22 protein-coding genes are annotated in these 24,757 nt (G+C 67.7%); 10 read left to right on the top strand and 12 right to left on the bottom strand.

What is annotated here, in order from left to right; translation table 11 throughout:
- Positions 1–223 precede the first annotated feature (223 nt).
- Positions 224–1,585, bottom strand: a complete 1,362-nt coding sequence (gene mnmE / locus TSB10GB4_RS12405) for a tRNA uridine-5-carboxymethylaminomethyl(34) synthesis GTPase MnmE (RefSeq protein WP_186396006.1) — start codon at positions 1,583–1,585, stop codon at positions 224–226.
- A gap of 113 nt (positions 1,586–1,698) precedes the next feature.
- Here mnmE and TSB10GB4_RS12400 point away from each other — a divergent pair, with 113 nt between their 5' ends.
- Complete coding sequence (locus TSB10GB4_RS12400) at positions 1,699–3,777, top strand: thioredoxin domain-containing protein (RefSeq protein WP_186396005.1); 2,079 nt, start codon at positions 1,699–1,701, stop codon at positions 3,775–3,777.
- 9 nt (positions 3,778–3,786) lie between these two features.
- On the opposite strand, the gene TSB10GB4_RS12395 is transcribed toward TSB10GB4_RS12400, so the two are convergent.
- From TSB10GB4_RS12395 to hemE, 4 genes are all read right to left on the bottom strand, one after another.
- Entirely contained in the window at positions 3,787–4,398 is a 612-nt protein-coding gene (locus tag TSB10GB4_RS12395) for a GNAT family N-acetyltransferase (protein WP_186396004.1), read from the bottom strand.
- A 135-nt stretch (positions 4,399–4,533) separates the two neighbouring features.
- Positions 4,534–5,802 (bottom strand): transcription termination factor Rho, encoded by a 1,269-nt coding sequence (gene rho, locus TSB10GB4_RS12390; protein ID WP_186387747.1) that lies wholly within the window; start codon positions 5,800–5,802, stop codon positions 4,534–4,536.
- Between the two features lie 327 nt (positions 5,803–6,129).
- A complete protein-coding gene (hemJ, locus tag TSB10GB4_RS12385) occupies positions 6,130–6,555 on the bottom strand; it encodes a protoporphyrinogen oxidase HemJ (RefSeq protein ID WP_186396003.1) in 426 nt (141 codons plus the stop codon).
- 3 nt (positions 6,556–6,558) lie between these two features.
- Complete coding sequence (gene hemE, locus TSB10GB4_RS12380) at positions 6,559–7,596, bottom strand: uroporphyrinogen decarboxylase (protein WP_186396002.1); 1,038 nt, start codon at positions 7,594–7,596, stop codon at positions 6,559–6,561.
- A 455-nt stretch (positions 7,597–8,051) separates the two neighbouring features.
- Between hemE and TSB10GB4_RS12375 the strand changes: the two genes are divergently transcribed.
- The 5 genes from TSB10GB4_RS12375 to dnaQ all read left to right on the top strand — a co-directional run bounded on the left by TSB10GB4_RS12375 (position 8,052) and on the right by dnaQ (position 11,859).
- The gene (locus tag TSB10GB4_RS12375) at positions 8,052–8,903 is read left to right on the top strand and encodes a pyruvate, water dikinase regulatory protein (protein ID WP_186387750.1); all 852 of its coding nucleotides are present in this window, start codon (positions 8,052–8,054) and stop codon (positions 8,901–8,903) included.
- Between the two features lie 40 nt (positions 8,904–8,943).
- Positions 8,944–9,540, top strand: a complete 597-nt coding sequence (locus tag TSB10GB4_RS12370; protein ID WP_186396001.1) for a Maf family protein — start codon at positions 8,944–8,946, stop codon at positions 9,538–9,540.
- On the top strand, positions 9,537–10,376 hold the full coding sequence (locus TSB10GB4_RS12365) for a shikimate dehydrogenase (protein ID WP_186396000.1): 840 nt from the start codon (positions 9,537–9,539) through the stop codon (positions 10,374–10,376). Before TSB10GB4_RS12370 ends, TSB10GB4_RS12365 begins: the two co-directional genes overlap by 4 nt.
- The gene (coaE, locus tag TSB10GB4_RS12360; RefSeq protein WP_186387753.1) at positions 10,373–10,960 is read left to right on the top strand and encodes a dephospho-CoA kinase; all 588 of its coding nucleotides are present in this window, start codon (positions 10,373–10,375) and stop codon (positions 10,958–10,960) included. Before TSB10GB4_RS12365 ends, coaE begins: the two co-directional genes overlap by 4 nt.
- Before the next feature lie 188 nt (positions 10,961–11,148).
- Positions 11,149–11,859, top strand: a complete 711-nt coding sequence (gene dnaQ / locus TSB10GB4_RS12355; protein WP_186387754.1) for a DNA polymerase III subunit epsilon — start codon at positions 11,149–11,151, stop codon at positions 11,857–11,859.
- 37 nt (positions 11,860–11,896) lie between these two features.
- Here dnaQ and TSB10GB4_RS12350 read toward each other — a convergent pair whose 3' ends face one another.
- Complete coding sequence (locus TSB10GB4_RS12350; protein ID WP_186387755.1) at positions 11,897–12,883, bottom strand: D-glycerate dehydrogenase; 987 nt, start codon at positions 12,881–12,883, stop codon at positions 11,897–11,899.
- A 393-nt stretch (positions 12,884–13,276) separates the two neighbouring features.
- Between TSB10GB4_RS12350 and TSB10GB4_RS12345 the strand changes: the two genes are divergently transcribed.
- The gene (locus TSB10GB4_RS12345) at positions 13,277–13,813 is read left to right on the top strand and encodes an SH3 domain-containing protein (protein ID WP_244570895.1); all 537 of its coding nucleotides are present in this window, start codon (positions 13,277–13,279) and stop codon (positions 13,811–13,813) included.
- Between the two features lie 101 nt (positions 13,814–13,914).
- Here the strand turns inward: TSB10GB4_RS12345 and fabI are convergent, their stop codons facing one another.
- The 3 genes from fabI to fabA all read right to left on the bottom strand — a co-directional run bounded on the left by fabI (position 13,915) and on the right by fabA (position 16,755).
- A complete protein-coding gene (gene fabI / locus TSB10GB4_RS12340) occupies positions 13,915–14,754 on the bottom strand; it encodes an enoyl-ACP reductase FabI (RefSeq protein WP_186395998.1) in 840 nt (279 codons plus the stop codon).
- 88 nt (positions 14,755–14,842) lie between these two features.
- Positions 14,843–16,060 (bottom strand): beta-ketoacyl-ACP synthase I, encoded by a 1,218-nt coding sequence (fabB, locus tag TSB10GB4_RS12335; protein WP_186387758.1) that lies wholly within the window; start codon positions 16,058–16,060, stop codon positions 14,843–14,845.
- A gap of 191 nt (positions 16,061–16,251) precedes the next feature.
- A complete protein-coding gene (fabA, locus tag TSB10GB4_RS12330; protein ID WP_186387759.1) occupies positions 16,252–16,755 on the bottom strand; it encodes a 3-hydroxyacyl-[acyl-carrier-protein] dehydratase FabA in 504 nt (167 codons plus the stop codon).
- Positions 16,756–17,141: 386 nt separating this feature from the next.
- On the opposite strand from fabA, the gene irrA reads away from it, so the two are divergent.
- Positions 17,142–17,561 carry an iron response transcriptional regulator IrrA gene (gene irrA / locus TSB10GB4_RS12325; protein ID WP_371328901.1) on the top strand — a complete coding sequence of 140 codons (420 nt, stop codon included), beginning with the start codon at positions 17,142–17,144 and terminating at the stop codon, positions 17,559–17,561.
- A 94-nt stretch (positions 17,562–17,655) separates the two neighbouring features.
- Here irrA and nth read toward each other — a convergent pair whose 3' ends face one another.
- Entirely contained in the window at positions 17,656–18,423 is a 768-nt protein-coding gene (nth, locus tag TSB10GB4_RS12320; protein ID WP_186395996.1) for an endonuclease III, read from the bottom strand.
- Between the two features lie 22 nt (positions 18,424–18,445).
- On the opposite strand from nth, the gene TSB10GB4_RS12315 reads away from it, so the two are divergent.
- Complete coding sequence (locus TSB10GB4_RS12315; protein ID WP_186395995.1) at positions 18,446–18,988, top strand: DUF2244 domain-containing protein; 543 nt, start codon at positions 18,446–18,448, stop codon at positions 18,986–18,988.
- Positions 18,989–19,025: 37 nt separating this feature from the next.
- Here the strand turns inward: TSB10GB4_RS12315 and TSB10GB4_RS12310 are convergent, their stop codons facing one another.
- Complete coding sequence (locus TSB10GB4_RS12310) at positions 19,026–20,849, bottom strand: hypothetical protein (RefSeq protein ID WP_186395994.1); 1,824 nt, start codon at positions 20,847–20,849, stop codon at positions 19,026–19,028.
- Positions 20,850–21,065: 216 nt separating this feature from the next.
- On the opposite strand from TSB10GB4_RS12310, the gene TSB10GB4_RS12305 reads away from it, so the two are divergent.
- Positions 21,066–21,962 carry a methylated-DNA--[protein]-cysteine S-methyltransferase gene (locus TSB10GB4_RS12305; protein ID WP_186396045.1) on the top strand — a complete coding sequence of 299 codons (897 nt, stop codon included), beginning with the start codon at positions 21,066–21,068 and terminating at the stop codon, positions 21,960–21,962.
- A gap of 7 nt (positions 21,963–21,969) precedes the next feature.
- Here TSB10GB4_RS12305 and mutS read toward each other — a convergent pair whose 3' ends face one another.
- Entirely contained in the window at positions 21,970–24,735 is a 2,766-nt protein-coding gene (gene mutS / locus TSB10GB4_RS12300; RefSeq protein ID WP_371328904.1) for a DNA mismatch repair protein MutS, read from the bottom strand.
- Positions 24,736–24,757: the final 22 nt, after the last annotated feature.

The following is a 24,757-nucleotide window of genomic DNA, read 5'->3' as shown; positions in this document are numbered from 1 at the left end:
GCCCGCGCCGGCGAAGATCGCGCTCGGGGCCTGCAGGCGACACGGGAAAGGTCCGCGATCCGCCTTGCGTGAATACCTCTTGCGGCCGGTGATACCCGAAAACCGGCGCAGCGGTCAAAGATAAGCAGCGTTACCGGCCTCTGTCTGACATCCGTTTCGGATGAGTCTTCATTACGGTTTTGAATCGATCCTCGATTCCCGCTGTTTCACGTGAAACGCTCGTTTACTTCCCGATACAAAATTCTCGGAAAATCACGTCCAGCAGGTCCTCCACGCCGACGCGTCCAGCAATCCGCCCCAGCGACTCCCCAGCCCGCCGCAGGTCCTCGGCGCGGATTTCCAGCGATCGGCACTCCGCCAGCGCCTCACCAAGCGCCGCCAGGCAGTCCTCCAGATGCCGCCGGTGCCGCTCCCGCGCGGCCAGCGGCTCGTCCACCCCGCCGACATGTTGTGCCGCAAACGTCACCAGCGCAGCAAGGAGCGCATCGACCCCCTCGCCGCTGCGCACGGACAGGCGGAAGTCTCGCTCCCCCGCTGCTGCCGCCGGCCACCCCGTTCCCGTATCGGCCTTGGTCTCGATCCGCCAGAGGGCAGTCATTGCATGCGGCGGCGGAGATGGCTCTCCGCTGGAAGGGTCCGTCTCCGGCGCGACAAGCCACAGCACCAGGTCTGCATCCTCGGCCCGCGCAAGCGCCCGGCGGATGCCCTCCCGCTCGACCAGTCCCGCCGCCTCGCGCAGCCCCGCAGTATCGACCAACGTCATCGGATAACCGTCGAGATCCATATGCACCTCGATGACGTCGCGGGTGGTTCCCGCCTCTTCCGTGACGATGGCGACATCCCGCCGCGCCAGCGCGTTCAAAAGGCTCGACTTGCCGGCATTCGGCGCACCGAGCAGCACCACCTGGACGCCGCCGCGCAGCCGCTCGGCCCGCTGCGACCGGGCAAGATGCCCGGCGATCTCTTCGCGCAGGCGAGCAACCTCCTCCCACACCACGACGGAGACATGGTCGGGCACGTCCTCCTCGTCGGCGAAATCGAACTCCGCCTCCACCAAAGCCCGCGCGCGGGTCAGCCGACCGCGCCAGCCGTCATAGACCGCCGCCAGCGCGCCACCGGCCTGGCTCATCGCCAGCCGCCGCTGCGCTTCCGTTTCCGCCGCAATCAGATCGGCGAGGCCCTCGACCTCAAGCAGGTCCATCCGGTCATTGTCGAAAGCCCGGCGGGTAAACTCCCCCGCCTCGGCCGGCCGGCATCCCGGTAGGCTGCCAAGCACCTCCAGCACCGCGGAAACCACCGCGCGTCCACCATGGCAATGGAACTCGGCAACGTCCTCTCCGGTAAAGCTGGCGGGGCCGGGAAACCACAGCACCAGCGCCCGGTCGAGGACAGAGCCATCCGCCGGCCGGCGCAGCTCGCGCACGGAGGCGCGGCGCGGCGCCGGGCAGGTCCCGCACATCGTTTCGAGGGCGAATCGGGTCCCCTCTCCGGACAGGCGGATCACCGCCACACCAGCGGGCACCGCCCCGCTGGACAGGGCAAAGATCGTAGCGCGTCCGGGCAGCGTCTCATTGCCTCCCCCCATCCGCTTTCCCTTGGCTCCAGACATCGACTGACCTAGCCTTTCCTCAACAACCATCATCGGCTCCGCCCGCTTCCCCGGCCGGAGCCTGCCACGCCCTGATATCGGAGAGGCCCATGACCGACAACCGTCTGGCCGGCGCCACCAGCCCCTATCTGCTGCAGCACAAGGACAATCCGGTCGCTTGGCGTCCCTGGGGACCGGAAGCGCTGGCCGAGGCCCGCGCCGCCGACAAGCCCATCCTCCTCTCGGTCGGCTACGCCGCCTGCCACTGGTGCCATGTCATGGCCCATGAGAGCTTCGAAGATCCGGACGTCGCCGCGGTCATGAACCGCCTCTTCGTCAATATCAAGGTCGACCGGGAGGAGCGCCCGGACATCGACCAGATCTACATGACCGCGCTGCATGCCCTTGGCCAGCAGGGTGGCTGGCCGCTGACGATGTTCCTCACCAGCGAGGGAGAGCCCTTCTGGGGCGGCACCTATTTCCCAAGAACCTCTCGTTGGGGGCGGCCTGGTTTCATCGAGGTCCTGGAGGCGATCAATCATGCCTATCGAATGGATCGGAGCCGAATCGAGACCAACCGCAAGGCCCTGATGAGCCATCTGGCGGCGGCCCACCCCCAAGCGGCCGGCGCTCTGCCGCCGGACCTTGCCGTCACCGCCGGCCTGCGCCTCGCCGGCCTTTACGACACGACGCATGGCGGCATCCGCGGCGCACCCAAATTTCCCCAGGCCTGCGTCAGCGAACTCGTCTGGCGCGCGGCCCTGCGCAGCGGCTCTGCCGAGGCTCTTGATGCCTGCGTGCTGACGCTGGAGCGCATGAGCAACGGCGGCATCTACGATCATGTCGGTGGCGGCCTTGCCCGCTATTCCGTCGACGAGCGCTGGCTGGTGCCGCATTTCGAGAAGATGCTCTATGACAACGCCCAATACATCGCTCACCTCGCCCGCGCGCTCGCCCTCGCCGATCTTTCCCCACCGCTCACCGAGTTGTTCCGGATCCGACTCGATGAGACCGTCGGCTGGCTGCAGCGGGAGATGATGAACGGGCCGGCCTTCGCCGCAAGCCTCGATGCCGACAGCGAGGGCGAGGAGGGCCGCTTCTATGTCTGGACGCCGGATCAGGTGGCGAGGGTCCTCGACCGCGATGCCTGCCTTGCCTTCTGCCAGGCCTATGACATCAGCGCCTGTGGCAATTTCGAGGGCGCCAGCATTCCGAACCGCCTGTCGCCACCGCGCGCCGGCCCAGGCGCGGGCGCCGCGCCCTATCCCGCCGCCCGCGCCGCGCTGCTCAACGCCCGTCAAAACCGGGTGCCCCCGGCGCGAGACGACAAGGTCCTCGCCGACTGGAACGGCTTGACCATCGCCGCGCTGGCGGAGGCCGAGTATCTCTTCCGCCTGGAAGGTGTTTCACGTGAATCCTGGCGCCGGCTCGCCATCGATGCCTATGGCTTCGTCATGGATCACATGCGCGACAACGAGGGTCGCCTCGCCCACGCCTGGTGCGGAGGTCGCCTCACCCGGCCGGGATTTGCCAGCGACCTTGCGGCAATGATGAAGGCCGCCGTCACCCTCGCCGAAACCTCGTGGTCCATGTCGGAGGCGAATCGATTTCTCGCCGACGCCCTCGACCTCGGCCGCCGGCTCGATCGGGACTTTGCCCATGAGGGTGGCGGCTACTACCTCGCCTCACGCGAGGCGAACGACATCATCATACGGCCGTTCTCGCCAATGGACGAGGCCGTTCCCAATGCCAACGGGCTGGCGGCTGAGGCCTTCCTGCGCCTGTCGCACCTCCTCGGCGACGATAGGCTGGCGGAGACCTCAGAGGCGATCCTTGCCGGTTTCGCCGCCGACATCGTCGGCAACGTCTTCGGCACGGCGAGCCTGTTGAGCGCCCTAGACACCGCCGAAAACGCAGTGCTCGCGGTGCTGGTGACGCCGCTCGAGGGAGACCGGTCCGAGTGCGCGATGGCGTTGCGCCGGGCCGTTGCCCGCCTGGCCGATCCCGCCATCATCCGCCTGGAAGTTTCGGACGGCCACGATTTCCCGGCCAGCCACCCGCTGCATGGCAAGACCGCCCGCGCCGGGCGCCCCACCCTCTATCTCTGCCGGCGGGGAGCCTGCAGCGCGCCGCTTACCAGCGCCGCCGATGTCGGACCAGCGCTTGCCCACTTCGCGTCCCGACATTAAGGCCCAGCCTCAGTCCGGGCAGTCGCCGGCGCTGCCAGATCCGCCGCCCCGGCGAGAGGCCCAATCCTTCACGCCGAGGCGATAAAGCACATGCGGCGATAGGGGGCTTGCGCCATCGATTGCCGGATGAGCGAAATCCGCGGCCGTGTCCCGCCGCATGCCGATCCGCTCCATCACCCGCCGCGACGGAGCGTTCAGCACGGCTGTAAAGGAGACGATCTCGTCGAGACCCTGTGTTTCGAAACCGAATCGAAGCCATGCCTGCGCGGCCTCGCTGGCATACCCCTGTCCCCATGCCGACCGGGCGAGCCGCCAACCGATCTCGATACAGGGCAGGAAAGGCAGCGGATGCCTCGGCCGGTTGAGGCCGACGAAACCGATGAAGGACCCGCCCGCCTTCTCGATCACCGGCTGGAAACAGATCCCATCCGCCGCCGCCCGGGCCCGTGCCAGATCGACCATCGCATCGCTCTCATCGCGGGTGAGCACCGAGGGAAAATAGCGCATCACGCAAGGGTCGCCGTTCATCGCGGCGAAGGGCGCCTTGTCCTCCTCCCGCCACGGACGCAACAGCAGCCTCGCGGTTTCGATCACCGGGCCCGCCCCGCCCTCGCCTGCCATCGTTGCACCTCCGAATCGACCTGATTCACGTGAAACACCCGTCCTGCAAAAAGCAACACCCGCGGAGATCTCGGACCTCCGCGGGTGTTTCACGTGAATCTCGTATCCGCGTCGCGGCGATGCCGCGCAGCGCCGTCAGGTGTTCATGCTGTCGAAGAAATCGTCGTTCGACTTGGTTTGGCGCAGCTTGTCGAGCAGGAACTCGATGGCGTCGACCGTCCCCATCGGGTTGAGGATGCGGCGCAGCACGAACGTCTTCTTCAAGTTCACCGGCTCGACCAGAAGCTCTTCCTTGCGGGTGCCGGATCGCTGGATATCGATGGCCGGGAAGACGCGCTTGTCGGAGATCTTGCGGTCGAGAATGATCTCGGAGTTGCCCGTACCCTTGAACTCCTCGAAGATGACCTCGTCCATGCGGCTGCCGGTGTCGATCAGGGCCGTGGCGATGATCGTCAGCGACCCGCCCTCTTCGATGTTACGGGCCGCACCGAAGAAGCGCTTCGGCCGCTGCAGCGCGTTGGCATCGACACCGCCGGTCAGCACCTTGCCCGAGGACGGAACCACGGTGTTGTAGGCGCGCCCCAGCCGGGTGATCGAATCCAGCAGGATCACCACGTCGCGGCCATGCTCGACCAGGCGCTTGGCCTTCTCGATGACCATCTCGGCCACCTGCACGTGGCGAACCGCCGGCTCGTCGAAGGTGGAGGACACCACCTCGCCGTTCACCGTGCGCTGCATGTCGGTGACTTCCTCGGGCCGCTCGTCGATGAGCAGCACGATCAGATAGCATTCGGGGTGGTTGGTGGTGATCGACTTGGCGATGTTCTGCAGGAACACCGTCTTACCGGTGCGCGGCGGAGCGGTGATCAGACCGCGCTGGCCCTTGCCGAGCGGGGCAACCAGGTCGATGACCCGCGACGACAGGTCCTTGCTCCCGGTTGGCGTCTCGACTTCCATCTTCAGCCGCTCGTCGGGATAGAGCGGCGTGAGATTGTCGAAATGAACCTTGTGCCGCGCCTTTTCCGGGTCCTCGAAATTGATCTTGTTGACCTTGAGCAGCGCGAAATAGCGCTCGCCCTCCTTCGGGCTACGAATCTCGCCTTCGACCGTGTCGCCGGTTCTCAGCGAGAAGCGGCGGATCTGCGACGGTGAGATGTAGATGTCATCCGGGCCGGGAAGGTAGTTGGCGTCCGGCGAGCGCAGAAAACCGAAACCGTCCTGCAGCACTTCGACGACGCCCTCGCCGATAATGTCGACGTCCTGGGCGGCGAGCTGCTTGAGAATGGCGAACATCAGCTCCTGCTTGCGCATGGTGCTGGCGTTCTCGACCTCATGCTCCTCCGCAAAGGCGAGGAGTTCGGTCGGCGTCTTGATCTTGAGATCTGAGAGTTTCATTTCCCGCATGGGCAATGGATGGTCTTCTGCTAGGGGTGGATGCGTATGATCCCGCGTCGCCGTCTTGGCAACCTGGATCAGGAAGGAAGGGAGTGGCTGCGGATCGACAATCGGACCTTCCGATCCGACCTGGTGCTTTTGCGGTTCCCGGATGCGCGGCCAAACTCGTCGCCCCGGAACGTCGCCAACACCATGCCCGCAGGATGTGAGGTTGCCGGAATCTACATTTTTAAATTCACCAGAGCAAGCGCCATTCGGCGAGTGCTCGCAATATTGTCATGCGCCCGGAAAGGTTAGCCACGCCATTCGGACGCAGGGTTAGCCGAGATCAACCAGTCAGAATGGCTTGATCACCACCAGAATCACGATCAGCACCATAAGTAGGGTCGGCACCTCGTTGACGATACGGTAGTGACGCGAGCTCCTGACGTTGGTGTCCGCGGCAAATTGGCGCACACAGCGCGCCAGATACCCGTGCAGAGCGCTCATCGCCAGAACCAGCGTCAGCTTGGCGTGGAACCAGCCGGACGAAAAGAACCCGCCCTCATAGGCGACCCAGAGCCCGAAGATCCATGACGAGATCATCGCCGGGGTCATGATCGCCTTGAGCAGCCGCCGCTCCATAACCTTGAAGGTCTCGCTCTGCGGCGTGCCCGGTCCCGCCTCGACGTGATAGACGAACAGCCGCGGCAGGTAGAACAGCGCAGCCATCCAGGCGATCACCGAGATGATGTGCAGGACCTTCAGCCAGAGATAGAGCATGGGTCACCGGGTCTCCAGAGAGCCTTCGCGGGGATCGGGCGCCTGTCGCACGCGGGCGATCATCCGCGCCACATTCTCCGGATCGGCGTCCGGCGTCACACCATGGCCGAGGTTGAAGACCAGCGGACCCTGTCCAAGTGTCGCAAGCACCTGGTCGACGCCCTCCTCCAGCGCCCGGCCGCCGGCGACCAGCCGCATCGGATCGAGATTGCCCTGCACCGGAACCAGCTTTTGCACCTCGCGGGCGAGCGCCCCCGGCACGGTCCAGTCGAGCCCGACCGCATCGACGCCCGTTCCGGCAATATAGTCCGCGAGCCGGGCGGCGGAGGCTTTCGGAAAGCCGATGATCCGCGCTCCCGGCACGGCCGCCCGCACGCCCTCGACGATGGCGCGGGTCGGCGCGATCGACCAGCGCCGGAAGCCCTCGTCGTCGAGCACGCCGGCCCAGGTGTCGAAGATCTGCACCGCGTCGGCCCCGGCCTCAAGCTGGCGCACCAGATAGCCGATGGACGCGGTGACCAACTGGTCGATGAAGGCCTGCATCAGCTCCGGATCGCGATAGGCGCCGATCCTGGCCGCCGTCTGCTCCTGGGTGGTGTGACCGGCCACGGAGTAGCAGGCGACCGTCCAGGGCGCCCCGCAGAAGCCCAGCAGCGTCACCTCCTCGGGCAGTTCGCGCCGCAGCCGGCCGACGATCTCGATCACCGGGTCGAGATGCCGGGTGGCCCGTGCCTGGTCGAGGGAGCCGACCAGCGCGTCGCGCAGCGGCTCCAGCACAGGACCGCGCCCTTCCTCGAAGCGCACGGGATATCCGAGCGCGTCGGGAACGACGAAAATATCGGAGAAGAGAATCGCCGCGTCGAAGCCGTAGCGCCGGATCGGCTGCAATGTCACTTCCGTGGCAAGCTCCACGTCGTAGCAAAATTCAAGAAAGTTAACCCTTTTTGAACGGGTCTCGCGATATTCGGGGAGATAGCGGCCTGCCTGCCTCATCATCCAGATCGGTGGTGGCCACAGCCTTTCGCCAGCCAGAACTTGCATGATCCGTCGCGACGCGATCTGAGACACGAGACCCCCTTTAAAAAAGAAAAGAATCCTTGAAAGAGGATTCTGTTGTTTTTGTTTGTCACTGGACAGCCGGGATTATCGGTTGTCGACACGGCTCCACATGACCTGTTCGCCCCCGTCCTGTCGAGGGGTTTCGGGCATAAGTGTCTTCCCCGCCTTCGGTGATAACCCGGATCCGTCAATTAAAACAGGCATATGGACGTTTGTTAACCATCTGTTAACCTTTAAGGCGGGGTTGAACAGGCTGGGGACCGTTCAGGAACAAACCGGTTTTCCCCGTTATCGGCGATCCTTCCGCTGCCGGTTCCCCCGCGCCTGTGCAGTGTTGATTGTTTTCGCGCTTCGGGCATGGTTTCGAGGGCGAGGCGCCAAAATGGCCGACTTGACCACACTCACCAGCAGATGCGCCGCCGGCAGGGGATAACAGCTTGGGTAAGACTCGCAACTTCTTCCATTTGCATATGGTTTCGGACTCGACCGGCGAGACGCTGATGACCGTTGCCCGCGCTGCCGGCGCCCAGTACGAGGATGTCCAGGCGATCGAGCACGTCTATCCGCTGGTGCGCTCGACGCGGCAGCTCGACCATGTGCTGGACGAGATCGAGCATGCGCCGGGCATCATCCTCTATACGCTGGTCGATCCGGAGCTTGCCGAACGGCTGGAGCAGGCGGCGCGCGCCCATGGCGTTCCCTGCGTCAACATCCTCTCGCCCGTCTTTGCGGTGTTCCAGTCCTATCTCAATGTCCGCCTGACCGGCCGGATCGGTGGCCAGCACGCGCTCGACGCCGACTATTTCCACCGGATCGAGGCGCTCAATTTCACCATGCTGCATGACGACGGCCAGATCCCGGAAAACCTCGACGAGGCGGATGTGGTGCTGCTCGGCGTCAGCCGCACCTCGAAGACGCCGACCTGCATCTATCTGGCCAATCGCGGCATCAAGGCGGCGAACATCCCGATCGTGCCGGACATTCCCCTGCCCCGTCAGCTCACCGAACTGCGCCGGGCCATGGTCGTTGCCGTGATCGCCTCGGTCGAGCGCATCCAGCAGGTGCGGCAGAACCGCATCCTCGCCTTGAGCGCCGGTTCCTTCGGCAATGAGACCTATGTCGACCGCCGGGTGATCGCCCGCGAGATCGCGGTGACGCGCAAGCTCTGCGCCGAGCATGGCTGGCCGCTGATCGATGTCACCCGCCGCTCCATCGAGGAGACGGCGGCGGAGATCCTGACACTCTACCGCGCGCACAAGAGTGCTCTGGCAAACGAGGGCGCGGCCTGATATCGCCTGAAGCGGCCTTCAACAGCTTGCGGATGGGTTTATGACCGACATCATTCTCGCCAGCGGCAGCCGGATCCGCGCCGAGCTGCTTGCCAATGCCGGCCTGTCGTTCCGGGTCGATCCGGCGCAGGTGGACGAGCGCGCCGTCGAGGCGCCGCTGCTGGAAAGCGGCTTTCCCCCGGCCGACATCGCCCGCATCCTTGCGGAAGCCAAGGCGCAGGAAACCAGCACCCGCAATCCCGGCGCGCTGGTCATCGGCGCCGATCAGGTGCTGGAATTCGGCGGTGAGCGGCTGACCAAGCCGGAAGACATGGAGGCGGCCCGCCGCCAGCTCCTCGCCATGTCGGGAAAGAGCCACGAATTGCATTCGGCGGCGGCGATTGCCCGCGATGGCGAGACCCTGTGGTGCGGCGCGGCCACCGTGCACATGAAGATGCGCCGCTTCGGCCCCGAATTTGTCGGCCGCTACCTTGCCGCCACCGGCGACGTGGTGCTGTCCAGCGTTGGCGCCTATCAGCTCGAGGGGCGCGGCGTTCAGCTTTTCGAGGCGATCGAGGGCGACTATTTTACGGTCCTCGGCCTGCCGCTGTTGCCGCTTCTCCAGCAATTGCGCGAGATGGGAGCGATCGAGGCATGACGCGGCGCGCGGCGATCACCGGCTATCCGGTCACCCATTCGCGGTCTCCGCTCATCCACACCCATTGGCTGGCGAGCCATGGCATCGACGGCGTCTACGAGCGCATCGCCGTGCCGCCGGAGGAGGCGGATCGCTTCTACCGGACGCTCGGTGACCAGGGGCTGGTCGGCTGCAACGTCACCGTGCCGAACAAGGAAGCGGCCGCCGCCGCCTGCGCCACGCTGGACGAGGCGGCACGGGCCATGGGCGCGGCGAACCTCCTGTGGGTGGCGGAGGATGGCCGGGTACACGGCGCCAACACCGATGGGCTCGGCTTTCTCGGCAATCTCGACCAGATGGCGCCGGGATGGGACAGCGGCCTGCGCGAGGCGGTGGTCCTGGGCGCCGGCGGCGCGGCCCGCGCCATCGTCTGGGCGCTGTTGTCGCGCGGTGTGAAAACCGTGACCATTGTCAACCGAACGCGGTCAAAGACGGAGGAACTCTGCGCCCGTTTCGGACCCGACTCGAAAGCTGCCGACTGGGGAGAAATCCCGGATCTGCTGAGGACAGCGGGCCTTCTCGTCAACACCACCTCCCTCGGCATGCAGGGCCAGCCGCCGCTGGAGATCGATCTTGCGCCGCTGCCTGTCACCGCGCTGGTGACCGACGCGGTCTATGCGCCGCTGGAAACGCCGCTGCTGGCCGCCGCAAGGGCACGCGGCAATGTCACGGTCGACGGGCTCGGCATGCTGTTGCATCAGGCCGTGCCCGCCTTCGAGCGCTGGTTCGGCGTGCGCCCGCAGGTCACCGACGAATTGCGGGCCCTGCTGCTGGCCGATCTCGGAGTGGCGGCGTGATCGTTCTCGGCCTCACCGGCTCCATCGGCATGGGCAAGAGCACCACGGCGCGTATGTTCGCCGAAGCCGGAGCGGCGGTCTATGATGCGGATGCAGCCGTGCACCGGCTCTATTCGGGCAAGGCCGCGCCGCTGATCGAGGCGGCGTTTCCCGGCACTGTCACGGGTGGTGCCGTCGACCGCGCCCGGCTCGGCGAGCGGGTGATCGGCAAGCCGGATGAGATGCGGCGGCTGGAGGCGATCGTGCATCCCTTGGTGCGCGAGGCGGAAACCGCCTTTCTTGACGACGCCAGGCGCCAGGGCTGCCGCGTCGCCGTGCTCGACATTCCGCTGCTGTTCGAAACCGGCGGCGAGCGCCGGGTCCGCGCCGCCGTCGTCGTCACTGCACCGGCTGAGGTTCAGCGCCAGCGGGTGCTGGCCCGGCCCGGCATGAGCGAGGCGCGGCTCGAGGGCATTCTGGCGAAGCAGATGCCGGATGCGGACAAGCGCCGCCGCGCCCATTTTCTGGTCGACACCGGCAGGGGACTGGAGGCGGCGCGCCGCACCGTCGGTGCGGTGCTGCGGGCGGCGGCGTTTCTCGGCTGAGGAAAACCGCGGGCACAAGTTGGGACCTACCAGGTGGGCTGCCTGGGGATCACACGGGGATGGTCTGGGGAAAACCGGCCGCGAAGGCGGTGTTGCCGCCGCCCCTGCTGTCGTTGCGGGTGACGATCTGAGACACTGACGACCGGCCGGCCGAAAGGCTGCCGGGCACCAAAGACGGGGACCTGCCCTTGCGCGAAATCGCCTTCGACACGGAAACGACCGGTCTTGATCCCAGGAACGGCGACCGGCTGGTGGAAATCGGCGGCGTCGAGCTGATCAACCATGTGCCGACCGGCCGCACCTATCACGTCTATCTCAATCCGGAGCGCGACGTGCCGCTGGAGGCGTTCAACGTGCACGGCCTGTCGACCGAGTTCCTCGCCGACAAGCCGAAATTCGCCGAGGTGGCGCAGGAGTTCCTGGAGTTCGTCGGCGATGCGGTTCTGGTGATCCACAACGCCTCCTTCGACATGGGCTTTATCAACATGGAGCTGTCGCGGGTTGGGATGGGTCCGATCCCCCCGGCCCAGGTGCTCGACACGCTGGCGATCGCCCGGCGCAAGCACCCCGGCTCGCCCGCCTCACTGGATGCGCTCTGCTCGCGCTACGGCATCGACAATTCGCGCCGCACCAAGCACGGCGCCCTCCTCGATTCCGAGATCCTGGCCGAGGTCTATATCGAGCTGATCGGCGGCAAGCAGGCGGGTCTGGCCTTCGCCGTGGAGGAAGACGCCGGCCCGGCCGTCGGCACGGTTCCGCGCGAGCGCTCGCGCGCGCAGCCGCGACCGGTGCCGCTCCCCCCGCGCCTGACAGCGGCCGAACGGGAAGCCCATGCCGCCTTCATTTCCGGCATCGGCGACAAGGCTTTGTGGAAACGCTACGAGCCGGGCGAGGCCTGAGCCCCGGGAGAGCTGAGCCTGAGCCGGGCTGCCCCGGTCACAGCATTGACGGCAGCACGCGATCCGGCGGCCGGTGACCGTCCATGAAGGTCTTGATGTTGATGATGACCTTCTCGCCCATGTCGATACGGCCCTCGACGGTGGCCGATCCCATATGCGGCAGCAGCACCACCTTGGTGGAGGCGATGAGCTTCGGGTTGACCGCCGGCTCGTGCTCGAACACGTCGAGGCCGGCACCGGCGAGCTGGCCGGCGTCGAGCTGGCGGATCAGTGCCGCCTCGTCGATCACCTCGCCGCGCGCGGTGTTGACGATATAGGCCTCCGGCTTCATCAGCTTCAGCCTGCGCGCCGACAACAGGTGATAGGTCGCCGGCGTGTGCGGGCAGTGGATGGACACGACATCCATGCGGGCCAGCATCTGGTCGAGGCTGTCCCAGTAGGTCGCCTCCAGCGCCTCCTCCACCGCTTCCGACACCCTTCGGCGATTGTGATAATGGATCGACATGCCGAAGGCCTTGGCGCGGCGGGCCACCGCCTGGCCGATGCGGCCCATGCCGATGATGCCGAGCCGCTTGCCCCAGATGCGGCGGCCAAGCATCCAGGTCGGCGACCAGCCGGCCCATTCGCCATGCTCCAGCACCTTGATGCCTTCGGCGATGCGCCGCGGCACGCCGAGGATCAGCGCCATCGTCATGTCGGCCGTGTCCTCGGTCAGCACGCCCGGCGTGTTGGTGACGGTGATGCCGCGATTGTTGGCGGTGATCACGTCGATATTGTCGACGCCATTGCCGAAATTGGCGATCAAGCGGAGATTGGGGCCGGCCTGTGACAGTACGGCGGAATCGATCCGGTCGGTGACGGTGGGCACCACCACGTCGGCGGTCTTGACCGCCTCGACCAGCTCGGCCTGGCTCAGCGGCCTGTCGGCCTCGTTGAGGCGCGTCTCGAACAGTTCGCGCATCCGCGTCTCGACGACGTCCGGCAGTTTGCGTGTCACGACGACCAGCGGCTTCTTCCTGGGCATGCTCCTCGCCTTTTCGCGCTCTGTTGAGGGCTCCTTAACCCTACCTGTCAGAAATTGCGTCGTCGCGGCAGCGGTCGATCCGACGCGTCAGTTCTCATTACCAGATGGTCCGGTCAAAACAAGGGATCGGAATGCCGTTCGGCGCCGGAGGACGGGCTCAGGGCGGGCCTGCCTTGAAAATGTGCGATTCTCGGTCTTTCGCTGGACCCGCCTGCCAGGCTGGCGGAGGGGCTGGCGAAGGCGGGCATAACGGGGCGTGGCGGAAAGGACGGGGCTTCGATGCGTGGACTGGCAAGGCGGTGCGGAGATCCCGGCGGACGGCCGGTGGCTGGCGGCGCCCACCGCGACCACCGCAGTGACCCGAGCTGCGACACGCGCGCGCACCCGCCGCGTGTGCGGCGCCCGCTCCGCCTCCTTGGCGTGCTCGCGGCCGGGCTGCTTGTGCTGCTGCAGGGCCTGGCGGGGCCGGGCACGGCCCTTGCCCAGAACACCGCGCGCGGCCCCAGCGGCTTTCCGGTCCCGCGCTTCGTCAGCCTGAAGTCGGAACGCGTCAATGTTCGCGTCGGCCCGACGCTGGAGCATCGCATCGGCTGGACCTATGTCCGCGCCGGCCTGCCGGTGGAGATCGTCCAGGAATTCGAGAACTGGCGCCGCATTCGCGACTGGCAGGGCGAGGAAGGCTGGGTGTTCCATTCGCTGCTGAGCGGGCGCAGGACCGCGCTGGTGACGCCGTGGGAACAGTCGGGCACGACGCCGCTGCGCGCCGAGCCGCGCTCCGATGCCCGCCTCGCCGCCGAGCTCGGACCGAATGTGCTGGTCAATGTCGGGAGTTGCCGGCAGGGGTGGTGCCGCGTCAGCGGCGACCGCTTCTCCGGCTGGATTGACCAGACCCGGCTGTTCGGCGTCTATCCGGACGAAACGATCGAATAGCGGTCGGGGCCGCGATCCTCCGAAGAAAGCACAAGAAACGGCGGCCGCGCTGTCGCGTGACCGCCGTGATTGCGCATCGTGCAGGGAGTATGACCTGCCGGTCAGACGTCCTCGTGCGCGTGCCGCGCGGCTTGGGCCTCCGCTTCCTGCGTCTTCAGCGCGTCGAGGCGCGGCATCGACACGGTGTTGTAGCCGCTGTCGACGAAATGCACCTCGCCGGTGACGCCGGACGACAGGTCCGACAGCAGGTAGAGCGCCGAGCCGCCGACCTCGTCGATGGTCACCGTGCGGCCGAGCGGCGAATGCTGCTTCTGATAGTTGAACATCACCCGCGCGTCGGAGACGCCGGATCCGGCCAGCGTGCGCACCGGCCCGGCGGAGATCGCGTTGACCCGCACGTTCTGCAGGCCGTAATCCATGGCGAGGTAACGCACGGAGGATTCCAGCGCCGCCTTGGCGACGCCCATGACGTTGTAGTTCGGCATCACCTTGGTCGAGCCGCCATAGGTCAGCGTCACCATGGAGCCGCCGTTCGGCATCAGCGCGGCGGCGCGCTTGGCGATCTCGGTGAAGGAGAAGCAGGAGATCAGCATGGTGCGGGTGAAGTTCTCCCGCGTCGTGTCGGCATAGCGGCCGCGCAGTTCCGACTTGTCGGAAAAGGCGATGGCATGGACGAGAAAGTCGATGCTGCCCCATTCGGCCTTCAGCGTCTCGAAGACCTTGTCGACCGTCGCGATGTCCTCGACGTCGCAGGGGATCAGCAGGTCTGCGCCCAGGCTCTCGGCCAGCGGCTTGACACGGCGGCCGAACGCCTCGCCCTGATAGGTGAAGGCAAGTTCAGCCCCTTGCGCCGCGAGCGCCTTGGCGATCCCCCAGGCGATGGAGTGATCGTTCGCGACGCCCATGACGAGACCGCGCTTGCCCTTCATAAGCCCGCTCATTCACAACTCCTGTGCGAGACACGGAGGGGGCGTTCCGCCCCGCTCCGTCCGGTTCTGCCGCAAGCGGCCGGATCTGGTTTGCGTGAAATCAGTTGCCGTAACGGCGGAAGACGAGCGTGGCGTTGGTGCCGCCGAAGCCGAAGCCGTTGGACATGATGACGTTGAGGCCGGCATTGTCGACGCGCTCGCGCATGATCGGCACGTCGGCGAAGATCGGGTCGAGCTCCTCGATATGGGCCGAGGGCGCGATGAAGTCGTTCTGCATCATGATCAGCGAATAGATCGCCTCATGCACGCCGGCTGCGCCCAGCGAGTGGCCGGAGATCGACTTGGTCGCCGAGATCCGCGGCAGGTTCTTGCCGAACACGCTGCGCATCGCCTCCACCTCGCGCTCGTCGCCGACCGGCGTCGAGGTCGCGTGCGGGTTGATGTAGTCGATCGGCTCGCGGACATTGGCCATGGCGAGCTTCATGCAACGGGCTGCGCCCTCGCCCGAGGGGGCGACCATGTCGTAGCCGTCCGAGGTCGCGCCATAGCCGACGATCTCGGCATAGATCTTCGCGCCGCGCGCCTTGGCGTGCTCCAGCTCCTCGAGCACCAGCACGCCGCCGCCGCCGGCGATGACGAAGCCGTCGCGATTCTTGTCGAACGGGCGCGAGGCATTGTAGGCGGTATCGTTGTATTTGCTCGACATGGCGCCCATGGCATCGAACAGGTTCGACATGGTCCAGTCGAGATCCTCGCCGCCGCCGGCGAAGACGATGTCCTGCTTGCCCCACTGGATCAGCTCGGCGGCGTTGCCGATGCAGATATTGGTGGTCGCGCAGGCGGCGGAGATCGAATAGTTGACGCCGTGGATCTTGAACGGGGTCGCCAGTGTCGCCGAGGTGGTGGAGCTCATCGCCTTCGGCACCGCGGTCGGTCCGATGCGGCGCGGACCCTTGTCGCGGGTGATGTCGGCCGCCTCGACGATGGTTCGGGTCGACGGGCCGCCGGAGCCCATGATGATGCCGGTACGCTCGTTGCTGATGTCGCTCTCCTCGAGACCGGCATCGGCGATCGCCTGCTGCATCGACATGTAGGTCCAGGCCGCGCCCGGTCCCATGAAGCGGGTCGTGCGGCGGTCGAGCACCTCGAAGGGATCGACGGTCGGGGCACCGTGGACCTGGCAGCGGAAGCCGAGCCGCGCATAGTCCTCGGCCGGAACGATGCCGGACTTGCCCTCGCGCAGGCTCGCCGTCACTTCCTGGGTGGTGCCGCCCAGCGACGACACGATGCCCATTCCGGTTATCACCACCCGCCTCATCGCGGTCTCCCATGCTGTCTTCGGAGCCGGCTGCCACCGGCCCGGTATGTGCGTACTATTCGCGGACGGCGACCAGCCGTCTGGCGGTCCCGCGTCGCCTGCACGGTGGGACCTGCCCCCACCAAATAGGCGCAACCGCGGCGGCGATCAATCGCCCGCGTTGGCCGGATGCCGCGTCGGCGCCGTCGGCCTCACTCGGCCTTGAACAGTCCGACCTTGAGGTCCTTCGCCTGGTAGATCGTCTCGCCGTCGGCCTTGAGCCAGCCGTCGGCGATCCCGAGCACCAGGCGGCCGCGCCGCACGCGCTTCAGATCGACGCCGTATTCGACCAGCTTCGTCTCCGGGGTGACCATCTTGGAGAATTTGATCTCGCCGGTGGAGATCGCCCGGCCGCGGCCCGGCTCGCCGAGCCAGCCGAGGAAGAAGCCGGTCATTTGCCACAGCGCGTCGAGGCCGAGGCAGCCCGGCATGACCGGATCGCCCTGGAAATGGCAGGGGAAGAACCAGAGGTCGTCGCGGATGTCGAGCTCCGCCCGCACCTGGCCCTGGCCATGCTCGCCGCCGTCCTCGGAGATCGAGGTGATGCGGTCGAACATCAGCATGGGCGGAAGCGGCAGTTGCGCGTTTCCGGGGCCAAAAAGCTCGCCGCGTCCGCAGGCCAGCAATTCATCGTAGGAGTAGCTCGATTGCCGCACGTTCTTCCCATTCCCGCAGTTGTCGGTGTGTCCCGTATGCGCGAAGCAGCCGACATGGCCGTCCTGCCGGACCGGGATCTGGTTCTGCCGCGCTTACTAACATAGCATCTTGGCCTGCGGAAACCCGTGAAGTGGCTCTCTGAATGAGCTTTTTCGCAAGCTTTCAGGTCGCGCGCCGACATTTTGCGCCTTCTGCAGCTTCGGCAGACGTTTTTTGACCGTTTTTCCGGCAAGGCTGACGGATAGGGAAAGGCCCGAGCTTGCCAATCGGACGCGATCCATGGCAGAAAACAGCCAAGGACCTTGCGTCCCGGCGGGTCGAGCCCCCACATGAGGATCCGCGGCGGTGCCGCGGAGGCACAGAAACGGAAAGCGAGCGCACGCAAGTGGGTGAATTGCACCGGCATATCGAAGTCCAGGAAATGCTGCGGTCCGCCGGCCTGAGGCCGACGCGTCAGCGTGTCGCACTGGCTGAGCTGCTCTATTCAAGGGGCAACCGGCACGTCTCGGCGGAACTCCTGCACGAAGAGGCCGAGGCTGCCAATGTTCCGGTGTCGCTGGCCACGGTCTACAACACGCTGCATCAGTTCACCGAGGCCGGTCTGCTGCGCGAGGTCGCCGTCGAGGGCACCAAGACCTATTTCGACACCAACACCGACGACCACCATCACTTCTTTATCGAAGGCGACAACAAGGTGATCGACATTCCCGGCTCCGGTGTCGCCATGGCGCGGCTTCCCGAGGCGCCGGCAGGCATGGAGATCGTCCGCGTCGACGTGGTGATCCGCCTGCGCCGCAAGGACTGAACCGCGCGGCGGGCCCTTGGCCTGCCCCTGCTGGTCCGGGTTTTCAGATCACGGCATCTGGATAGTAACGGGCGCGGATATCGCGCCCGCATGGCTATGCCGCCTGCCGCCGGGTGTTGTCCGAGCTCTTGCACAGATCGGCGATCAGGCATTTCTCACAGGCCGGCTTGCGCGCCTTGCAGATGTAGCGGCCATGCAGGATCAGCCAGTGATGGGCGTGCAGCAGGAACTCGGGCGGCACCGCCTTTTCCAGCGCCCTCTCCACCTCCAGCGGCGTCTTGCCCGGCGCGACGCCGATGCGGTTGCCGAGGCGGAAGAGATGCGTGTCGACGGCGATGGTCGGCTGGCCGAAGGCGATGTTCAGCACCACATTGGCGGTCTTGCGGCCGACGCCGGGCAGCGTCTCCAGCGCCTCGCGGTCCTGCGGCACCTCGCCGCCGAAGCGGTCGATCAGCAGTTGCGACAGGGCGATGACGTTCTTCGCCTTGTTGCGGTAGAGGCCGATCGTCTTGATCGCCTCGCGCAGCCGCTCCTCGCCGAGGTCGACCATCTTCTGCGGCGTGTCGACGATCTCGAACAGCGGCCGCGTCGCCTTGTTGACGCCGACATCAGTCGCCTGCGCCGACAATGCCACCGCGACCAGCAGGGTGTAGGGATTGACATAGTAGAGTTCGCCCGTCGGCTCCGGGTTGGCGGCGTGGAATCGGGCGAAGATCGCGTAAAGCTCGTCCTTGCTGTAGCGCGGGCGCACCGGCGCGCGCGGCTTTGCCGGCTTCGGTTTGGCGGCAGCCTTGCCGCCTTTGGCGATGGGCTTTGCGGCAGGTTTGCGCGTCTTGCGGGGATCAGGCTGGTTCGCGGTCATTCCTCCTCTATAATCACCGCTCATGACGAGCGGCAATCCGAAAACCGAGTCCCCCGATCTCCCGGATCCGGACGCCCCCTTCTTCGCGGCCCTGCTGACCCCCTACCGGTCGCTGGGGCCGGCGGGATTCCGCATTCTCATGCTGGTGGTCTGCGCCATCTGCCTGGTGGCGGGCCTGGTTTTCCTGTCGCTCGGCGCCTGGCCGGTCTTCGGCTTTCTCGGCCTTGATATCCTGCTGATTTTCCTCGCCTTCCGCTGGAACTACCGGGCGGCTCGGGCCTTCGAGGAGGTGCAGGTCTCGCGCACCGAGATCCGCGTGCGCAAGGTGCTCGCCTCCGGGCGCGAGCAGCTTTATTCCTGCAATCCGTTCTGGGCGCGGCTGCATGTGCGCGAGGAGGAGGACGAGGGCGTCCTGCGCATCACCCTGACGGCTCGCGACATGTCGGTCGACATCGGCGGCTTCCTCAATCCGGACGACCGCACCAGCTTCGCCGACGCGCTGCGGCGCGCCCTCGCGCTGGCAAAGGCCGGCGGTCCGCATCCGGATCTGCCGGAACCCGCCTGACCCCTCTTCGCATGGCGCGAAGGCGCCGGCTGCCGGATCAGAAGATCCGGCAGAACTGCGGCGCCGCGCCCGGCCGCTGCCAGGTGACGGTGTTGCCGGTGCCGCTCAGCGCGTAACCGCGCCCGACATAGTTCAGTTCGCCGCCGCCGCCCGAGCGGTCGGCCAGCGTCACCGGCGACAGGCCGCGTTCGCGCACCGTTGCGGTGCCGCGCGCATTGTCGATGGTCACGTCGAGATAGGTGCCGCTGTCGCAATCATAGGACAGCGACAGCAGGTCGCCGGAGGGTGGCAGCGGCGCGGAAGGCAGGGGCTGCGGCAGGATCTGCGGCGGCGGTGCCGGCGGGAAGACCGGGTCGGGGGCCGCCAGTCCGCCGCCCCGGCCGATCGTCACCGTGCGGGTGCCGCCGCCGGCCACGTAGATGCCGAGGCAGCGTCCGTCCTGGGTGGCGACGAGCCAGGGATGGCCGGCGAGCGTGTCCTGGATCATCCGCCCGCCCGGCGGCACGCCGGCCTGGGTCTGGCGCAGGCCGGCGAAATCGAGCCAGTGCACCACCACCGGCCGGTTGCGCTCGTTGACGAAGATCATGCGGGCCGGCTGGCTGCTTGGCAGCGAGGTGATCTCGCCCTCCTCGCGGCAGCTCAGGCCGCCGCTTGCGGCCGGCGGTCCGGGCAGGGGCTCGGCGGGCGGCAGCGTTGCCACGGGCGCCGGGGTGGCGCAGGCCTGCTGGAAGGCGCGCACCGGCTGGGCGCTTCCCGACAGCGATATGCGGTAGCGCCAGTTGCCGGAAACTCCGACGCTCAGCGTGTCGCCGCGGATCATGCCGGTCCAGATCGGATCGTCGGCGGCGAGCGTCAGCACCGGCTCGGACTGGCCGGACTCGGTATTGGTGCTGGAGCCGCGCGCGGTGTAGCTGCGGCGGACGTCGCGCGCCGCCAGATCGACCACCACCGGCTGGTTTTCGGCCAGCCGGTCGCCGGTCGCGGCGAGCTGCAACTCGATCCGGTCGGAGCCGCGCCGGCAACTCGCCCTCAGCGCCCGGTCGTCGGTCTCGCGCAGGCCGTAGACCAGATGCAGCCGGTCTCCGCCGCGCTCCTCCACATACCACCTGCGGCCCTCGAACAGCGGCAGGTCGTGCAAGGGGCGGGCTTCCGCCCGTGCCATCGCCTCGGGCGCGACCTCAGGCCGCGTCTCTCGCTGAATCTCTGGTCGCGTCTCCGGCCGGGTCTCTGGCCGGGTCTCTGGCCGCGCCGCCACTTCCGCATCGCCGGTCTCCCGGCGGGTGTCGTCGCGGCTGCCGCGCAATCCGCCGTCCTGCTGCCCGCCGTCCTGCTGCCCATTGACCGTCGGACGGCGGATGCCGCCCGCGCGCGGCGGGGCGCCCGGCCCCTCGCCGGACGGCACCGCCTGCCGCACCCCGCGGCTCGCCTCGGCCTGCCGCGCGGCGGGCCCGCTGGTCGCCATCGTCACCTTCCAGTCGCCGCAGATGTCGACCGTGTCGCGCAGGATCCGCCCGTCGGCCAGCACCAGCCGCAGCGACCGCCGGCAGTCGATCTGGCCGTCGTTCTTCGCATTGCCCTCGACCTCGACGAAGACCCGGGCCTGCGCCCGGCGGCGCACCTGCATCGGCTTGCCGTCCATCTCGACCTCGCGGATCGCGGTGTCGTCGTCGGTCTGGATCATCACCAGCCGGCGCTGCAGGCGCGGGCCGGATTGGCCGCCGGCCTCTTGCCCGCTGCCTTGCGCCCCGGCGGGCGGGGGCGGCAGCAGGGCGGCGAACAGCATCGCCAGCCCGGCGGCAACGGTCACCCGGGGCAGATGGCGGGTCGCGGGTCGGTAGGCAACTGGGCGGAACTGGTGCATCGGCATGTCCCTGTGGGTCTCGTCGCGGGCGGCGCTATGGCGTCGCTGGCGGCGGCACAGTGGCCCGTGTTTTTGGCCGAAGCAAGACGGGACGCGGCCGTCGCAAATCGGGTGGCGGCGCCCTCCCCGCGTGGCTAGGCTCGCCGCTTCATGACGACGGTGCCATGATGGGTTGCAGGCGTGACGGGAGATCCGGCGATGACGGTGATGCGCAACATGGGAGAGGTCCTGCCGGCCGTGCCGGCGGCCGGTCTTCCCGAGGCGGCGAAGGATTACGACATCGTCCGCCGCACCCTCAAGGTGATCACACAGACCTGGCGCGAGCAGCCGGGGCTGGAGATGCTGGCCGCCGAGGCGGGGCTGGACCCGATCCAGTTGCAGCGGGTGTTCTCGCGCTGGGCCGGCATCACGCCGAAACAGTTCGTCCAGGCGATCACCCTCGACCATGCCCGCGCCCTGCTGCGCCAGTCGGCGACCGTGCTCGATGCCAGCTACGAGGTCGGCCTGTCCGGTCCTGCGCGTCTGCACGATCTCTTCGTCACCCACGAGGCGATGACCCCTGGCGTCTACCGGGCGCGCGGCGAAGGCGTCGAAATCCGCTACGGCTTCCACCCCTCGCCTTTCGGTCTGGCGCTGGTGATGGCGACGGAGCACGGCCTTGCCGGCCTTGCCTTCGCCGACCCGGGCGAGGAGCGCGCCGCGCTGGAGGACATGACCGGCCGCTGGCCGCGCGCCAGTTATGTCGAGGATACCGCCTTCACCGCGCCGCTGGCGCAGCGCATCTTCGCGCCCTCGCAATGGTTGGCGGAGCAGCCCCTGCGGGTGGTGCTGATCGGCACGGATTTCGAGATCCGCGTCTGGGAAACCCTGCTGCGCATCCCGCTCGGTCGCGCCACCACCTATGGCGACATCGCCGAGCGGCTGGGCAAGCCGACCGCCTCGCGCGCCGTCGGCCGGGCCGTCGGGCGCAACCCGATCTCTTTCGTGGTGCCCTGTCACCGGGTGCTCGGCAGCAACGGCAAGCTCTGCGGCTATCACTGGGGCCTGACGCGCAAGCGCGCCATCCTCGGCTGGGAGGCCGGGCTCGCCGGCCCCGTGCTGGAGAGCGTGTGACGGCTTCTCAGCCCTTGCGGCGCGCCTGTTTCAGCTTGTAGAGTGCCTCCAGCGCCGCGCGCGGCGTCAGGTCGTCCGGGTCGATGGCATCGAGCGCCTCCAGCACCGGATCGGCAGCGGCTTGTGCCTGGGGCGCGCTCGCCCTCGGGGCTGCGGCGGCGGCGAACAGCGGCAGGTCGTCGATCAACTGCTCGCCCGGCGCGCGCCGGTCCTGCTCTTCCAGTTGCGCCAGCACGGCGCGGGCCCGCTCGATCACCACCCCCGGCAGGCCGGCGAGCTTCGCCACCTGGATGCCGTAGGAGCGGTCGGCGGCGCCGGCGACGATCTCGTGCAGGAACACCACGTCGCCCTGCCATTCGCGCACCCGCACGGTGGCATTGGCGAGCCGTGGCAGCCGGCCGGCAAGCGCGGTCAGTTCGTGGTAGTGGGTGGCGAACAGCGCCCGCGAGCGATTGACCTCGTGCAGGTGCTCGATCGCCGCCCAGGCAATCGACAGCCCGTCGAAAGTCGAGGTGCCGCGGCCGATCTCGTCGAGGATCACCAGCGCCCGCGCCCCCGCCTGGTTCAGGATCGCCGCCGTCTCGACCATCTCCACCATGAAGGTCGAGCGTCCGCGCGCCAGGTCGTCCGCCGCGCCGACGCGCGAGAACAGCCGGTCGACCACGCCGATATGGGCCGAGGCCGCCGGCACGAAGGCGCCCATCTGCGCCAGGATGGCGATCAGCGCGTTCTGCCGCAGGAAGGTCGACTTGCCGGCCATGTTGGGGCCGGTGATCAGCCAGATGCGGCCGCCCGCCTCGCCCTCGCTCGGCCCCAGATCCGCGTCATTGGCGACGAAGCTGCCACCGCTCTCGCGCTTCAATGCCTGCTCGACGACCGGATGCCGGCCGCCGCGAATGTCGAAGGCGAGGCTGTCGTCGACCACCGGCCGGCACTGGCTCTCCGCCTCGGCGAGATGCGCAAGCCCCGCCGCCACGTCCAGCACGGCCAGCCCGTCGGCGGCGCCCTTGATGGCCTCGCCCGCCTCGGTCACCGCCTCGCACAGCCGGCGGAACACCTCGCTTTCCAGCGCCAGCGCCCGTCCGGCCGCATTGGCGATGCGGCTTTCCAGATCGGCGAGCTCGGTGGTGGTGAAACGCATCGCCCCGGCCATCGTCTGCCGGTGGATGAAGCGCGCCGGATCGGCCGTCAGCTTCTCCGCATGGGTCGCCGGCACTTCGATGAACCAGCCGAGCACGTTGTTGTGCTTGATCTTCAGCGCCCGGATCGCCAGCTCGTCGGTCAGAGCGCCCTGCAACTGCGCGATCACCTTGCGGCTGTCCTCGCGCAGCCGGCGGATCTCGTCGAGATCGGCGAGATAGCCTTCGGCAACGAAGCCGCCGTCGCGAGCGAGCAGCGGCGGCTCGTCGACCAGCGCCCGCTCCAGCTCGCCGGCAAGCTCCGCCGGTGCCGCCGCAATCCGCGCCAGCGCCGCGCCGATCTCCTCACCCTCGCCGCCTGCGTCCGGAAACAGGCCGGCGATGTCGCGCGCCGCGCCGAGACCGCTGGCGAGGGCGAGAAGATCGCGCGGGCCGCCGCGCTGCATGGCGATGCGCGACAGCGCCCGCGCCATGTCGGGCACGGCCTTGAGCCTCTCGCGCAGCCTCTCGCGCAGATAGGTGTCGCCGACCAGCCGCGCCACCGCGTCCTGCCGCTTGCGGATCTCCTCCACCTCGGTCAATGGCCCGGAGAGCCGGGCGGCCAGCAGCCGCGATCCGGGACCGGAGACGGTGCGGTCGATCGCCGACAGCAGCGAGCCGGCGCGCTCGCCCGAAAGCGTGCGCATCAGTTCCAGGTTCGCCCGCGTCGCCGGGTCGATCAGCATCCGCCGCGAAGTCGCCTCGTGCGAGGGCGGGTCGAGCGGCGGGCGCTCGCCATATTGCGTGCGCTCCACATAGGCGATGGCGGCCGCCGCCGCCGTCAGCTCCAGCCGCGAGAAGCTGCCGAAGGCCTCCGGCGTCGCAACACCGTAATAGCGCGCCAGCCGGTCGCCGGCGGTGGCCCCATCGAACAGGCTGCGCGGCACCGGCGACAGCGCCGCCCCCGTCTCGGCAAGCTGCCGGCGCAGCTCCGGCTCGTCGAGCAGCGCGTCGGCAACGACGATCTCGCGCGGATCGATGCGGGCAAGGTCGCCGGCCAATTGCCGCGCGTCGCTGGTGGCGACGCGAAAGGCGCCGGTGGAAATGTCGGCCCAGGCCAGGCCATAGCTCGCCTCGTCCTCCAGCGATCCGCTGCGCGCCCGCGCCAGCGTCAGCAGGAAGTTGTTGCGCGCCGCCTCCAGCAGCCGGTCCTCGGTCAGCGTACCGGGCGTCACCAGCCGCACCACCTCCCGCCGCACCACCGACTTGGAGCCGCGCTTCTTCGCCTCCGCCGGATCCTCGGTCTGCTCGCAGACCGCGACGCGGAAGCCCAGCGAGATCAGCTTCTGCAGGTAGTCGTCGGCCGCGTGCACCGGCACGCCGCACATCGGGATGTCCTCGCCCAGATGCTTGCCGCGCTTGGTCAGCGTGATGCCCAGCGCCCGCGAGGCCTCTTCCGCGTCCTGGAAGAACAGCTCGTAGAAGTCGCCCATGCGGTAGAACAGCAGGCAGTCGGGATTGGCCGTCTTGATCTCGATATACTGCGCCATCATCGGCGTCATCGCGGACAGGTCGGGTGCCGGCGTGACCGCGCCGGCGCTGTCCGGCGCCAAGACGTCCTCGCGCGGCGGCGTTGTATCGTGGGGGATCTGCATGTCGTCGGCCATGCGGCCGACC

It is taken from the genome of Stappia sp. TSB10GB4 (assembly GCF_900185745.1).
Classification (GTDB): Bacteria; Pseudomonadota; Alphaproteobacteria; order Rhizobiales; family Stappiaceae; genus Stappia.
Note: the sequence above shows the minus strand (reverse complement) of the source record. Positions and strands in the feature narration are given on the sequence as shown.

Bases quoted from the DNA above. Each gene is read 5' to 3' on its own strand.
- mnmE (WP_186396006.1), bottom strand. From the start codon at position 1,585: ATGGGGGGAGGCAATGAGACGCTGCCCGGACGCGCTACGATCTTTGCC.
- TSB10GB4_RS12400 (WP_186396005.1), top strand. From the start codon at position 1,699: ATGACCGACAACCGTCTGGCCGGCGCCACCAGCCCCTATCTGCTGCAG.
- TSB10GB4_RS12395 (WP_186396004.1), bottom strand. From the start codon at position 4,398: ATGGCAGGCGAGGGCGGGGCGGGCCCGGTGATCGAAACCGCGAGGCTG.
- rho (WP_186387747.1), bottom strand. From the start codon at position 5,802: ATGCGGGAAATGAAACTCTCAGATCTCAAGATCAAGACGCCGACCGAA.
- hemJ (WP_186396003.1), bottom strand. From the start codon at position 6,555: ATGCTCTATCTCTGGCTGAAGGTCCTGCACATCATCTCGGTGATCGCC.
- hemE (WP_186396002.1), bottom strand. From the start codon at position 7,596: ATGCAAGTTCTGGCTGGCGAAAGGCTGTGGCCACCACCGATCTGGATG.
- TSB10GB4_RS12370 (WP_186396001.1), top strand. From the start codon at position 8,944: ATGACCGACATCATTCTCGCCAGCGGCAGCCGGATCCGCGCCGAGCTG.
- TSB10GB4_RS12365 (WP_186396000.1), top strand. From the start codon at position 9,537: ATGACGCGGCGCGCGGCGATCACCGGCTATCCGGTCACCCATTCGCGG.
- TSB10GB4_RS12350 (WP_186387755.1), bottom strand. From the start codon at position 12,883: ATGCCCAGGAAGAAGCCGCTGGTCGTCGTGACACGCAAACTGCCGGAC.
- fabI (WP_186395998.1), bottom strand. From the start codon at position 14,754: ATGAGCGGGCTTATGAAGGGCAAGCGCGGTCTCGTCATGGGCGTCGCG.
- fabB (WP_186387758.1), bottom strand. From the start codon at position 16,060: ATGAGGCGGGTGGTGATAACCGGAATGGGCATCGTGTCGTCGCTGGGC.
- nth (WP_186395996.1), bottom strand. From the start codon at position 18,423: ATGACCGCGAACCAGCCTGATCCCCGCAAGACGCGCAAACCTGCCGCA.
- TSB10GB4_RS12315 (WP_186395995.1), top strand. From the start codon at position 18,446: ATGACGAGCGGCAATCCGAAAACCGAGTCCCCCGATCTCCCGGATCCG.
- TSB10GB4_RS12310 (WP_186395994.1), bottom strand. From the start codon at position 20,849: ATGCACCAGTTCCGCCCAGTTGCCTACCGACCCGCGACCCGCCATCTG.
- TSB10GB4_RS12305 (WP_186396045.1), top strand. From the start codon at position 21,066: ATGGGAGAGGTCCTGCCGGCCGTGCCGGCGGCCGGTCTTCCCGAGGCG.
- mutS (WP_371328904.1), bottom strand. From the start codon at position 24,735: ATGCAGATCCCCCACGATACAACGCCGCCGCGCGAGGACGTCTTGGCG.